The following is a 13,985-nucleotide window of genomic DNA, read 5'->3' on the forward strand; positions in this document are numbered from 1 at the left end:
GCTCCGCTCATCTCTTGTTTTCCGCTTCTGCCTCGTTCATGGTGTATCTTGGTAATTTGCAATTTGATGAAAGATAACGGAGGGAACCAAGCATGGCGTTTCAAACGGAATATGAATTTGAGCTCCCTCGGGGCTACGTAGACGATAATGGCACGCTGCACAAGCGCGGCGTCATTCGGCTTGCTACTGCAGCTGATGAAATTTTACCGATGCGCGATCCGCGCGTTCAACAAAACCCGGGTTACTTGACTGTCATTTTACTTGCTCGCGTCATCACGCGATTAGGTGATTTGAAGCATATTGATACGAAAATTATCGAGCGGCTGTTCACGGCTGATCTCGCTTACTTACAGCATGTATACCGCCAAATCAATGACATGGAAGCACCGAAGGTGCATACCGCTTGCCCGAAATGCGAGCATGATTTTGAGGTGGATGTGGATTTTTTGTCCGTAACGGAAAGCCTTTAACGGGCTATCCGATCGAGAAGTTGTATGAGGAATCTGGTTTTATCGCGTATTACTTTCACTGGCCGCATGATGACATCATGAATATGGAGCATCGGGAGCGGCGGCGATGGTGTGAGGAAATTTCGCGAATTAACCGGAAGCTGAATGACGATTCCGAGAAACCGAACGTATTTGATGTGTTTAAGAAGAGGTGACGATAGCGATTGAGTGCTGCAGCGCATGGAGTTAATGTCGTCGGAGGCGTGTTTCGTTTCTGGGTAGAGCTGGACGGGATTCTTGCAGGCGGTTTCACCGAGGTCAGCGGTTTGGAAGCTGAGGTTGAAATTGAAGAATTTCGCGAAGGCGGTCAGAACGGTTTTGTTCATAAGCTGCCTAAATCGACCCGATTCTCACCTATTATGCTAAGACGAGGCATTACAAGCTCCAGCAGTTTATGGGATTGGTATGCGGGCGTCATGGCAGGCAAAGTGGTTCGCAAGAGCGGTTCCATTATTTTGCAGCATTTGTCGGGTGAAGAGCTTTGTAGATGGAATTTCTTTGATGCCTATCCGGTGAAATGGAGTGGACCTACATTGAATGCATCGCAGAGTGATGTGGCGATTGAAACGTTGGAGCTAGTTCATAACGGGCTGAAGACCATTTATAAGAAGTAAATCGTAATGGAAGAGAGTCAGTGCGTACAGACCGGAAGGGGGCGAGCGAATGAGACGAGGACAACACGGGGGAATAGGGAAGCCGCTGCAATTGCGACAGGACGGGCCAGAGGCAAATCAGGCTTTCGGAGCTTCCATCCGTGATAAGTATCGTTTCGTACGCCGTGACCAGTGGGGACGATTACCGTTAACGCTTCGCGAGTCTGATTCCGGAGGAGAGACCCTTCCTCAATTACCGCCGACGATTCTACAGCAAATTGCTTTGAAACTGCAGCTGCTCATGCCACTCAACGTGCAATGGGAAGCGAAAGAGCGCGAATGGCTGACGCTGGCGCAGAAGATCATCCGCCAGGCTGCTGTGCAAGTTAGGCAGGAGTCTGAGCGAAAGGCGATCGCCAATCATGAAGCGAACGAACGGCTGATTACGGGTTCGATCGGGACAAGATTGGATGTTCGAACACTGGATCGTAGGTCCGAGCGAGTGCGGAAGGAAATCAGCTCCGATGGTGCTGCTGCTGCGAAGGCAGAACAAGTTAAAGCGGAGCGGACGGATGCAGGTAACGCTAAGGGAGCGAAGCAACGGAGCGAGCTGTCCAGGGAGGATGCGGCACGGACGGAGCAATTGAAGCCGGAAGAGGCGCGGGTTAAGTCGCTGCGAGCGGATGAAGCACGGACTGAGCAAGCGCAGGCGGAACTAGCGCGAACGGAGCAGGTGCAGGCAAATCTAGCGCGAACAGAGCAGTCACGTGCGGATGTGATACGGTCTGAGCGGGCGAAGTTGGATGAAGCGCGTTCGGAGCAGGCGCATGCGGATGCGAGACGGACGGAGCAATCACGATCAGAAACGACACCAGTAGAGCGTGCTGGGTCAGCGAAGGTTGAGCTTCAAGGTTCGAATCGAGCAAGAGGTGACGATAGCGTTCGCGTGTTAGCTAATCAGGTTTCGCTAGATCAGGACAATCGCGTAGCTGATTTGTTCGGTGATGTGCTGGACTGGACGGAAACGAAGCGAATGGCAGGCAGACTCCGAGCAATAGCTGCTTCACCGGTAATCGGTCAGCGCCTGGCACAGGAGGATGAAGGGAAGGCAGCTGTTCTATTGCTTCAAATCGGGTCACTGCTAAACCGATATGCCGGAATGCGTATGTCAAATGCGCCTCGAAACATCGTAACAGGAAGCCCGAGTCCTACAATGAAGTCCGAGGATGAATCCGAGGTGAAGGCTGGTAAAGTTCGAGGGCAACTGAATTGGCAGACACAGAAGCCGTTATGGCAGCGTGATGCCAGTGGCATGGTTTGGCGGATGACCTCTATCGGCGAGCACAATCAACAGCCCAATTGGATGGAAGGCGCAGTTCGCGTCTTGCTTGGGCGCATCGGAGATGCAGGATTGCCTTTAGCCGCTGCGCTGGCTGCACGTGATGAGAAAGCGAAGCAAGCACTACCTATCGTGCAAGATCGTCAACAAGCTGCTTCTAGAACTACTCGTTCAGCAGCTATACGACATCAAGATGCGCAACAATCTTCCGAATTACCGCGAGCAGAGAACACGATCGCCAGTCTACCAGCTGGTACTAGACAAGTATCTACGGATACCAACAAGACGGTGCCGAATGAGGGAATAGCCCTTTCAGAAACACTGCAGCGGCGACCGTTAGATTCTACTGCGAAGCGCGAGCAACGATTAAATCGCAAACCGGTAACGATGACACTCCGCAGAAGGTTGGGGGAATCAGTTTCCACCGACACATCCTTGACGGCTGAGAGGCTGTCTATGGTTCGCAGGTCTGTGAAGCAGTTTCATGTGACTCCTATTCAGCAATTGAATAACAATCAAACTGCTGATAGATGGGTTCATCCTGTGCTTGCAATGATACAGCGCAGAAACGCAGCAGGTTTCGATAGTCCTATCGCGCTGCCGCTGTCAGGGAAGAGAATTCAAGTTATTCAAACTGCTTCGGCCAGAACGAATTCGCTAAGAAAGAATTCGCTAAGAACGAATTCAGAACTTCACAACGCAGTTCGTCGAGAGCTTCAGACGGTTCATGGAAAACTTATCGTTTCACAAATGAGAATAATAGCTCCAACGCATATTCTACATCGTGATCGGCCTAGCAATTCCTTCTCGGTCAATCGAGATCATACAGCGTTACCGGCTGCGAAATCCGGGCCACTTGAACAGTTGACATCGAGTAGTGCTTCGACAAACGGTTCCGAAGCTAAACCTTCTAACCAAGTGATTATAGCAAAATCAAGCCGAGTAACTGAATTAGACAGATTGAATCTACCGAACAACAACAAACGACAAATATCCAGCGCTCTTCCTGCCGATGAGACACCTTCCAAACAAACAAACATAGGGCCTTCGGCAAAAGGTGCATTAACGGATGGGGCAAAATGGGGCACGATCCTGTTTGTCAATCGCCTTCGCTTATTAACCGTGACAACTCCAACAACGCCGGGGGGCGTTCGTACGGAACGGATTGTCAATCGTCTATCAGCGAACACTACGAAACCGAAATCATCACATATGGATTCAGCTCTCTCAGAGAAGCAGAACAAAACAAAGAAGTTCGATCGTAGAGACAAACAGCAGGTTGTGGATGCGCCATCCTTAGATTTCACAGGCAATAAGGAAAGTATAAGGGTACCGATTCAACCGAAAGTTGAAGCTCAGAACGATCTCGCAGAATGGGATAAGGTGCTGGAGCGAGCCCGCGGCACACTTGCCGAAAGAGTACGCAAAGCAGGTGATCAGGGATTGATGCTGGTTCAACGGAGCAGTTCTGTTGAAACGACTTCAAGGGATCTTACGCAGCCAGAAGCGAGAAACCAAACTGGCAGCAGTGCAGATAAGACGGAGTTGAAGCCTCCATCAAAGACTAGTAGAACTACTATGAATCAAGTGCAGTTCAATGATGGAAGAGAGATAAAAGCAGCATCTGCAAGGGGATCACTTGTTGAGCGCGCTCGCAACGCCGGAAACAAAAGCTTGGTACTCGTACAGCGTCGTCCTATCACACAGACAGGTGCGAACACAACTGTTATTGCGGCGAAGCAACGGCATTCACATGGCGCTTCAGTTCAACAAAGTCATATTGTTCAACCAATAGGCACTAACCAAGCATCTGTTTCGGAGCATCAAACTAAGGAACAGCAAAGAAGCGACGGACGAACGAATGCTCAAGCAATGCCGACGTCGGATTCGAATCTATCGATTTCAGACCCAGCCCTACCGCTCGTTCAACGACGAGCAATTTCACCGACTGCATCGAATGTAACTGACATAGAATCCCGATCTTTAGGGAGAATCATCTATAGATCCGGTAAGCTGATGCAACAAGCTATCATTAGGGAACAGCCTAACGGATTAAATCAACCCGGTGCAGCGAAATTCGCAGGCAGACTGGTTCAGCGCCGGCAAAGTACTCAACACGGTAAAGCAGATACCGCAGATTATGGAGCCTCACGTTCCATTCTAGTACAGCGCCGTCAAGCAGCGCCGGCTTCGATAGAATCGCATTCAACGGAAGCAGCTGCTGCCAGCAAAGCATCGCAGGTTGTCTATCAATCGAAGACAGTTACGACGCGAAGAGACGGTTCGCAGCCAAGCGGCGATGAGCTGGTACAACGTCGCGCGGCTACGCAATCTGAAGGCGATGGCGCTGCGATAATCCACGGCCGAGCTACATCACCAGCCAGCGCCGGTCGCGCACAGCAAACAATGCCAAACCAATCGGCCTCTTCTGCACCGTTGCAGCGAGCGGTCTTAACAACAACGGGGAGAATGCTTCAGCATCGCATGATTGCTCAAGCACCAAGGGTGATCGGAACGAGGTCAGCCGCGACGTCACGGATTCCGGCTTCAGAGCGGAACGCAGCTTCAACGAACCCGCCAGCGGCTGCCGCGACACTGGCAGTCACTGCAGCAACAGCAGCCAGACAAGCCGGTGTTCTCATTCAGCGACAAACGGCTGCACGAACTGAGACAGCTATGACACCGTTCAAACCTGCTAGTTTACTAGTGAATCATCAAGCAGTGCCGAAGCAAATGATGCCATCGACGCAAGCTCCGTTAACTCAGCGGCAAATGGACTCACAATTTAAGTCTGCGAAACTGCCGGCTCAGCCTACGCTTCATTATGCTGCGAAGCCTACAAATCAGGCGGAGCCGGATTTCACGAGGAGCATCTCTTCGCCGGTGATGCAGCATCATGCTTCCAAGGCTGCGGCCGCAGCCGCGGCAGCCGAAACGGTGAGGCAAAGCGTTGCTGCGATGAAGCCTCCGCCAGCGCCGACCATCGACGTGAAGCAGGTTCAGCAGATGCTGATGAATATGCCGCAGCTGCAGCCGGATGCGATCGCGGATAAAGTGTTTAAAGTTTTCGAGAAGAAAATGAAATTCGAACAGCGAAGAAGTGGTTACTAGCGATAACGGGATAGGAGGAGCGAATGCGGTATGGCACTGAAGAAAGCAAAAATCATCGTCACAAAAGGCACGGGCCAAGAGCAGCTTGAAGTGCTGTTCAATCCCGCCGAATATTCATTGGAATCGGCTAACAATTTTGCATGGCAGACCATACCGGGGCTGCAAACTCCGATTGCCCAATTTATTAGCGGCGAAGCGACTACGCTTAGCATGGACCTGTTCTTCGATACGTACGAGAAAGCAACGGATGTCCGTTTGCTTACGGCAAAGGTATCCAGGCTGCTTGATGTCGATAAAGATTTGCATGCACCTCCGAGCTGCCGATTCGTATGGGGCTCGTTGGATTTTAAAGGCGTAGTAGAACGGGTATCGCAGAAGTTTACGATGTTTCTGGATTCCGGTCTTCCTGTTCGAGCAACGCTGAACGTTACCTTTCGTGCCCTGCAAAGCATGAAGGAGCAGTATCAGAATATTCCGCGCCAGTCCGCTGACCGGACCAAGCAGAAGACGCTGAAGCAAGGGGACCAGCTCTGGATGATCGCTGCCGAGGAGTACGAGGATCCGGGTGAATGGCGGGCCATTGCGGAAGCGAACGGGATCGACAATCCAAGACAGCTGCGAACCGGCCGCAAAATTATCGTTCCGAGGTTGGACTAGCTTATGGCAGACGTAAAGTTTGATAACAGCACCTATCAATTTGACACGCTGGAGCAGAAGTACCGCAATTTTTTTGCGCCTGCTTTTGAGATTGTGATTGATGGCAACAGCATGATTCGGCAAAGTGTAGCCATTTCGTCGGTCAAAGTAAATACGACGGTAAATCAGAAGGCGGACTCCTTTCATTTTACGGTTCAGAACGCATTCGATCCGGTTCGCCGTGAATTTCAATGGATTAACAGCTTCCTGGCAGTCGGCAAGTACGTTGAGATTAAGATGGGCTACACCGATAAGCTGGAAACGGTGTTCTACGGCATTATTACGTCTGTAGATCTGGAGTATCCGTCAGACGGCAATCCGACTGTAAGCGTCTCGGGTATGGATATCTCTTTCCTCATGATGAAGGGCTCCCACTCGAACTCCTGGAAAGAGAAGAAGGACAGCGACGTGGTGAAGGTAATCGGGGCTAAATATGGCGCGAAGCTGTCTGTGGATGCAACGACAGTGATGAGGCCGATCATCGAGCAAATTCGGATGACGGATTATCAGTTTCTGAAACAGCTGGCTAAGTCGAACGATTACGATTTTTTTGTCGTGGGCAAGACGCTGTATTTTCGCGAATCGAAGAACTCCAAGACGCCGGTCATTACGCTCATGTATGGGAAAAACTTGCGCAGCTACTCCACCAGCGTTGATATATCCAATCAGGTGAGCCAAGTGATCGTCAGAGGGTTTGATCCGAAAACGTCCACGGCTATCGAAGCTAATTCCGGTCAAGTCGACATCATTGGTTCGAATTCCCGTACAGGGAAGGACATTATGCGCGCGCTTGCGGACTATACCAAGGAATATGTGTACACCAATGCAACGACGATGCAGGAAGCGCAGGATCTGGCAGATGCGATGATGAATGAACGGGCAATGGATTTGGTCACAGGCTCAGGCGAGAGTATCGGGATTCCGGAAATTCGTGCGGGCCGCTATATCAAACTGGATGGGCTTGGCGCAAAATTCAATCAACCGATGTATCTCACCGAAGTCAGCCACTCCATCTCCGCATCCGGATATACGACAAGCTTTGAGGTAGGGGGAAATGCAATATGAGTAACGGCATGTACGGCGGCGGCTCCGGCGGTTCAGGCGGTATTGAAGGGGTTATGCTTGCAGTCGTCACGAATAATAAGGACCCTGACAAAATCGGCCGCGTGAAGCTCAAATTTCCGCATCGCGAAATTACGCAAGAGACAGACTGGGTGCGCTGCCTTACCTTTATGGGGGGCAAAGACAGAGGAAGCTTGTTCGTTCCCGAAGTAAACGATGAGGTGTTGGTCGCGTTTCATATGGGCGATTTCAATCAGCCGTATGTCATCGGTTCGTTGTGGAACAAGAGCAATCCGGCACCGGCAGGCGATGAGAACAACAATATCCGCAAGATTAAATCGAAAGCGGGACATGAGTTTATTTTCGACGATACGTCCTCCAAAGAGAAAGTAACGCTGCAAACCAAGAAAGGCAGCAAGATCGAATTTACGGACAGCACCGAGGAAATCAAACTGACCGACAAAAGCGGCAAAAACAATCTCACCATCGCGGGAAGCGGCTCGGGAAAGCTGACCTTAACGAGCTCGTCCACCAAGATCGAAATATCCGGCACCGGCGATGTGACGATATCGAGTTCGAAAGAAGTCACGATTAAATCGACGCAGATCAAGATAGAAGCTAGTGCAGCACTGAACCTTAAAGGCGGCGGCACCGTCGATATCAAGTCTGACGGCATCGTCAACATTAAAGGCGCAATGGTCAAAATCAATTAGGCTGCGATAGGCAGAAGAGGGGGAAGGCGGTCATGGCATCATTTCTGGGTAGAGGCTGGAAATTTCCCATCGAAGTCGACTCCACCACGGGACGAATCAAGACGGCCGAGAAAGAAGACGATATCGCGGAGGCCATTCGCATTATACTGTGGACGAATAAAGGGGAGCGTGTCATGCGGCCTGATTTTGGCTGCGGCATTCACGAGTTCGTGTTCGAGACGACGGACGAAACGACGCTGCGATTATTGGAGACAAACATTCAAGAGGCGATCCGAATCTGGGAGCCGCGCGTACATGAGGTCGAGGTTCACGCGGAGCATGACGGTGCTGAAGCCGGCAAGCTGCTGCTCCATATTTCGTATGTCGTCCGGAGCACGAACAATCTATTCAATCAGGTCTACCCTTTCTATTTGGAGGAAGGAACGAAGTAGATGACAAAGGGTGGAGCAGGAGACCATGATGAACAATACCCGAAGCGGGGCAGGCGCGCCGCAGGCAATTGATAAGCGCGATCTGGCTGCTCTTGCCCGCTGGATGAAGGAGACAGCCCCTTTCTATACCCCGGAGTGGCGATTCTCGCCTGAAGACCCGGACCCCGGCACGGCACTATTCTATTTGGCGGCGAACATGCTGCAAGAGAATGCGAAACGGCTTAACCGGACGCCGGAGAAGAACTTTATTGCGTTCCTTAACATGCTGGAAACGAAGCTTCAGTCGGCGCGGCCTGCACGAACCCATGTTGTATTTCGAATTAATGAAGGGGCCACGGAGCCGGTATGGATTCCGCGCGGAACGCAATTAACAGCTCCATCACCAAGCGGTGGCGATGAGCTTCTCTTCGAGAGTGAGCGGGCCATGCTCGTAACGCCGGCTAAACTGACAGATGTCATAAGCATTAGTCCGGCACTAGATGCAATAACGTTATCCGCGGAATCGTATACGGAGAAGCTTGCCGAGGGAAAAGGTGAAGTGCCGCTCTTCCAGGCAGCCTACGGCATGAACCTGCAGGAGCACGCCATCTACTTCCGTGAGGATGACCTGTTCTTAGCGACCCATCCTGCGACAATCCGTGTGAATCTGTTCCATTCCGCGAAGAAGTATAAACAGCCTCAGCTGGCTGCTGCTATGGCAGATACGGAGCTGCTGGAATGGACGTATCATTCCGAAGGCGAATGGGTTCCTTTTGACGAAATTACGAGTGCGGGAAACACGGTTTCCTTACATAAAACAGTGGTTCGACCGATCGATCCGGTGGAAATCGGCGGCGTCGAAGGCCGTTATATCCGCTGCAGGCTGAAAGTGATGGATGCGAGCGCTAATCCGCTTCTGGCTCAAGACTTGGAGCTGGATCAGTTGTCGTTAACATCAGCCTTCGACCCGAACCAAGGTGTTGACGGCATTCCGCCAACGATGCTCATTCATAATGATATGGAGCTGAGCCATGACGGATTTTATCCGTTCGGTGAGCATTTTGCGCCGTATTCGACCTTTTATATCAGCAGTGAGGAAGCATTGTGCAAACGGGATGGCAGGCTTGATCTAAGCTTCAGGATGAAAACATTGCCGAGTGCCCTGCGCACGGCGCCGGACCCAGAAATTCGTTGGCGCATGATTATGCGTCGTACGGAGCTGGAGAAGAAGGATCCGCCGAAAATTCGGATTCAGCGTGTCCTATGGGAGTATTGGAACGGCAGCGGATGGGTACGAATTCCCGGAAGCGAACGTTATGAGAGCTTGTTTAGCGAGCTGCCCGAGCATGAAGACCTGAACTGCAACGTTTCCCTGCATTGCCCTCAGGATTTAGAGCAAACCTTCGTCAATGCACAGTTTGACTATTGGATTCGTGTACGTGTCGTCGCGATGGACAACATGTACGCACCGGAAATGATTTATGTCACGCCGTGGATGGATGAATTGAAGCTCCGATACCATTACGAGGACCGCACTTTCCCGGCAGCATCCGCTATCGTGTTCAATAATGCGGCAATGAGAGAAGTGACGAGAGAAGCAAGCGGCGGCGGCAAGCCGTTTCGGCCATTTGACCCCATTGATTGCAGCTATCCTGCTGTTATATTCGGATTTGATTCGCCTCCGCTAAAAGGGCCGATTACCATGCAGGTTTCGCTGCAGCCATCGAAGTGGGACGCTTCGAAGCGGCCATGGATCGAGTGGGAGGCGCTCGTTCGCGAAGGTACATCGGTACATTGGAAGCCATTATCCGTCATCGATGAGACGAACGGATTCACAGAAAGCGGACTCGTACAATTTGCAGGCCCGCCGGAGCTCCATCAGACGCTGCTCTATGGCAGAGAACGCTATTGGTTACGTGCTGTCAACCGCGACGGTTGTTATGATTTAGAGGACCAAGCGAAACCTGCTGCAAAGCGGCTGGATATGAACGCCGTTCAAGTGCTGCAGCAGCGAACGATTACCGGAGAAACGCCGGAGCGAACTCGCGGTGTCTATCGATTATCCAGATCGCCGGTCATCGCGGAGGAAGTTTGGGTCGATGAAACCGAGACGATGCCTATGCATGAATTAGAAGAGAAGCTGTCGCTGGTACCTGCTGATATCGAGGTCTTATATGACAGTGAAGGCCAAGTGCAGCGCGTATGGGTTAAATGGAGCGGGGTAGAATCGTTCCTCACTTCATCTGCAATGAATCGTCATTATGTACTCGACGGTTCTGCAGGAACCATTACCTTCGGTGAAGGAATTAGAGGTCGCGCCGTCCCAGGCGGCGGTCCGGACAGTATTCGAGTGAATTACAAAGTGACGGCAGGAGCAGAAGGCAATGTCGGGGCAGGTGAGATTACAGGATTGCTGCAATCCATCGCGTTCATAGCCGGTGCAACCAATCCAAGTGCAGCCGGTGGAGGCTGCCATACAGAGCACCTCGAGGCAGCATTGCTTCGCGGACCGCAGCGACTGAAGCATCAAGGTCGCGCCGTAACGGCTGAGGACTTCGAATGGCTGGCAAGAGAGGCGTATCCGGGGCTCGCTAAAGTGAAATGTCTGCCCAATCGGAACGTTCATCTGGAGCGCAGCCTAGGCTCGATTACATTAGTAGCATTATCGGAGCCGGGCGATTCCGGTTTCGCGCTGTTTCCCGCGTTGAAACGCCAAATCGAAGCATATTTGATCGAACGTGCTGCTAACACGGTTTCTCATCTGCCGTCGGTTCAAGTCATTGCGCCGGCATTTCTATATGTATCTGTTACGGTTTCCGTTACAGTCGAGTCGCTTGACGATGTGCTGCCTACAGAGGCAGCGTGCCAAACAAGACTTGCGCAATTTCTGGATCCAATACGAGGTAAGCTGGACGGACGAGGCTGGGAGATTGGCGAAACCTTGCATGAATCGCTCTTCTATTCCCTGCTTAAATCTGTTCGTGCAATCAAAAATATCGATAAACTCTACATCTCCATGCTGAAGGCGGAAGACGGCACAACCATCGAAATTGATCCGTCCAAGCAATCCATGTACCCGCATGCTTTACTCTGCAGCGGCACGCATACCGTGAAAGTAACAACGAGCTAATACCAGCGTGCCTTTCGGCACCGAACAAGAAAGGAGGTGCACGTCTTGCTGCCGATACCCAATTTAGATGATCGCCGCTTTCAGCAAATCGTAGAGGAAGCGCGTAAAGCAATTCCGAAGTTTATGCCGGAGTGGACGGACGAGAATGCGCATGATCCCGGCATTACGATGATTGAGCTGTTCGCATGGCTAAGCGAAATGCAGCAGTTCTATATCAATCGCGTTCCGGAGCGCAATCAACTTAAGTTTCTGAAGCTGCTCGGCGCAAAGCCGCAGCTGGCACATCGCGCGCATACGCAGGTCAGCTTCCAAGGTGCCGATCGGCCCCTCATGCTGCCGAAGGGCACGAAGCTGCAGGCACAGGATCAACCCTTCGAAACGACAGAAGCGATCCGGCTGCATCCGGCCCGAATAGATCGCATCATCGTTCGAACAGAAAAAGAAGCGAATGATTACACATCTACTAACGACCATGTCGGCGTTTCATTCTATGCTTTTGGCCCTGAAGCTCGTCAAGGCAGCAGACTGTACATCGCCTTTGACCTTGAGCTGATGCCGGGGGACGAGCTGACCATGGCGATTTCGTTATTCGACGATGGGTTGGTTCCGCTTATCCCTGTGGACGACGCAAGCAAGGCAATCGTACCCTCAGCTAAAGTATCGTGGAAGTTTTATGGGAATAACGGTACGCCTCCTGAACTCGCCGGTGCAGAGCACATTCAACAAGACAGTACGATTGGCGCTGCCGGTAGCGGTCCATCCGCGTGGATGCCGCTTGAGCTCATTCACGATGATACGGTTCAGCTCATGTACAATGGGATGATCACGTTCCGTGTACCTCATGGAATGAAACCGGTCATGGTCCATCCGGCTAATGACAGAGGACGTTATTGGTTCTGCTGCACGGTTGAGCAATCGGGCTACGAGAATCCGCCGCGGATCGAACATATTGCCTTCAATACGGTAAAAGCCGTCCAACAATATACATTTAGTGAATTGTTTCATGCTGAGTTAACCGGCGAAGAGAACAATGAAGTGATCGTTTCGTCGTACCTTGCCGCTAACGGCTGCATACGCGTACAATCCCAGCAAGGATTAGGCGGATGGAGCGATTTGTGGGAAACGACAGACTACGAGCTGCACCAGAACATAGAAACAGGTGAAGCGGTGGTCACCTTGATTGCCGGAGCGGGAAGTCCAAGCCCGGCATTTCCACAACAAAATAAGACAACCCTTCGGGTGATCGCCCAGACTGAGGCATTCCGTGAGCAGTGTATCATCGGGCAGAGCAACGGGTTGCCGAGACAGAAGTTAGTTGTCTACGATTATCCGTTGCAGAATAACCGATTTACACTCCAGATCGGGCGGAAGCTTCAAGACGGAAGCTGGCTGTGGGAGGATTGGACCGAAGTGGACAACTTAGACAACTCGACATCCACGGATCGGCATTTCCTGTTCGACGCAGCGGAGCATGAGATTCGATTCGGCGATAATGAGCGCGGAAGTGTTCCGCAAGCATGCGATGAGCCGAATATTTGGGTCATTGCCTGTTTGCTGGGAGGTGGAACTCGCGGCAACGTGAAGCCCCATCTAATTACTGAAATCGTCTCGCTAAATGAGTCAAGCGAGCAGCTTCTCGGAGCGCTTTCCGTAACGAATCATCAGTTTGCTGTAGGGGGAACGGAAGCGGAATCGCTTGAAGCCTGCATCGAACGCGTTCGTAGAGAACTCCATGAGCCGTTTCGGGCCGTTACGGCGGATGATGTCGAGCATATCGTTCGTCATACGCCAGGACTTCGGGTAGCGAGAGTTAAGGCGCTGCCGCTCTACATGAAAGGGCTAAAGGATTATCCGCGTAACCAAGCGCCGGGCCAACTGACCGTAGCGGTTGTGCCATACAGTCCGGCAGTTACGCCGACTCCGAGCATTGGATTTCTGGAGAGCGTGCAACGGCATCTGGATGAGCGAAGATTGATTACGACGGAAGTCCATGTCATTGCACCTGAATATATCGGCATCACGGTACATGCCATTATCGTCGTCGAGCCTCATTTTGTAGATGAAAGCATGCAGATCGTCATGGCGCTTAATAGGCTGTTAAGGCCGCTTGATGGCCGAGACGGTTCGAAAGGGTGGCCTTTTGGCAGAACGGTATACAAAGGAGATTTGTTCGGGCTCATGAATGAGATGAAAGGCGTCGCTTATATTCAGGAATTATGGTTAGACGCTGAAGGACATGGCTGGACCAAAACTTCCGGTGGCGATATCGAGCTTCCTCCATATGGATTGGTGTACTCCGCCGGGCATGAGATCGAACTAATCAGTAGAACGAACCTGTAAGTTGAGTTGCCTCGGAGCAGAGCAGGACATTAGGAAACGTAAGGGGGGAGACGGACTGGAGCAGGGGACGTTATTTTTCTCA

At 51.7% G+C, this 13,985-nt stretch carries 10 protein-coding genes; all 10 read left to right on the forward strand.

The window, feature by feature from the left end; translation table 11 throughout:
- Nucleotides 1–92 precede the first annotated feature (92 nt).
- The 10 genes from AC0YNS_RS07140 to AC0YNS_RS07185 are packed head-to-tail and all read left to right on the forward strand — an operon-like array spanning nucleotide 93 to nucleotide 13,903.
- Nucleotides 93–470 (forward strand): hypothetical protein, encoded by a 378-nt coding sequence (locus tag AC0YNS_RS07140; protein ID WP_090977939.1) that lies wholly within the window; start codon nucleotides 93–95, stop codon nucleotides 468–470.
- A gap of 20 nt (nucleotides 471–490) precedes the next feature.
- Nucleotides 491–664, forward strand: coding sequence for a DUF6760 family protein (locus tag AC0YNS_RS07145; RefSeq protein WP_256256138.1), 174 nt, complete (start codon nucleotides 491–493; stop codon nucleotides 662–664).
- A gap of 9 nt (nucleotides 665–673) precedes the next feature.
- Nucleotides 674–1,123 (forward strand): phage tail protein, encoded by a 450-nt coding sequence (locus tag AC0YNS_RS07150; RefSeq protein WP_090977943.1) that lies wholly within the window; start codon nucleotides 674–676, stop codon nucleotides 1,121–1,123.
- Nucleotides 1,124–1,172: 49 nt separating this feature from the next.
- The gene (locus AC0YNS_RS07155) at nucleotides 1,173–5,552 is read left to right on the forward strand and encodes a hypothetical protein (protein ID WP_475780332.1); all 4,380 of its coding nucleotides are present in this window, start codon (nucleotides 1,173–1,175) and stop codon (nucleotides 5,550–5,552) included.
- A 30-nt stretch (nucleotides 5,553–5,582) separates the two neighbouring features.
- A complete protein-coding gene (locus AC0YNS_RS07160; RefSeq protein WP_090977947.1) occupies nucleotides 5,583–6,209 on the forward strand; it encodes a CIS tube protein in 627 nt (208 codons plus the stop codon).
- Between the two features lie 3 nt (nucleotides 6,210–6,212).
- The gene (locus AC0YNS_RS07165) at nucleotides 6,213–7,313 is read left to right on the forward strand and encodes a phage late control D family protein (RefSeq protein ID WP_475780333.1); all 1,101 of its coding nucleotides are present in this window, start codon (nucleotides 6,213–6,215) and stop codon (nucleotides 7,311–7,313) included.
- Nucleotides 7,310–8,023 carry a phage baseplate assembly protein V gene (locus tag AC0YNS_RS07170; protein WP_475780334.1) on the forward strand — a complete coding sequence of 238 codons (714 nt, stop codon included), beginning with the start codon at nucleotides 7,310–7,312 and terminating at the stop codon, nucleotides 8,021–8,023. The genes AC0YNS_RS07165 and AC0YNS_RS07170 overlap by 4 nt, the downstream gene beginning before the upstream one ends.
- Before the next feature lie 32 nt (nucleotides 8,024–8,055).
- Nucleotides 8,056–8,454, forward strand: coding sequence for a GPW/gp25 family protein (locus tag AC0YNS_RS07175; protein ID WP_090977953.1), 399 nt, complete (start codon nucleotides 8,056–8,058; stop codon nucleotides 8,452–8,454).
- Nucleotides 8,455–8,479: 25 nt separating this feature from the next.
- A complete protein-coding gene (locus AC0YNS_RS07180; protein ID WP_475780335.1) occupies nucleotides 8,480–11,563 on the forward strand; it encodes a baseplate J/gp47 family protein in 3,084 nt (1,027 codons plus the stop codon).
- A 45-nt stretch (nucleotides 11,564–11,608) separates the two neighbouring features.
- Complete coding sequence (locus AC0YNS_RS07185) at nucleotides 11,609–13,903, forward strand: putative baseplate assembly protein (protein ID WP_475780336.1); 2,295 nt, start codon at nucleotides 11,609–11,611, stop codon at nucleotides 13,901–13,903.
- Nucleotides 13,904–13,985 lie beyond the last annotated feature (82 nt).

This window comes from Paenibacillus sp. J22FR21 (genome assembly GCF_056269135.1).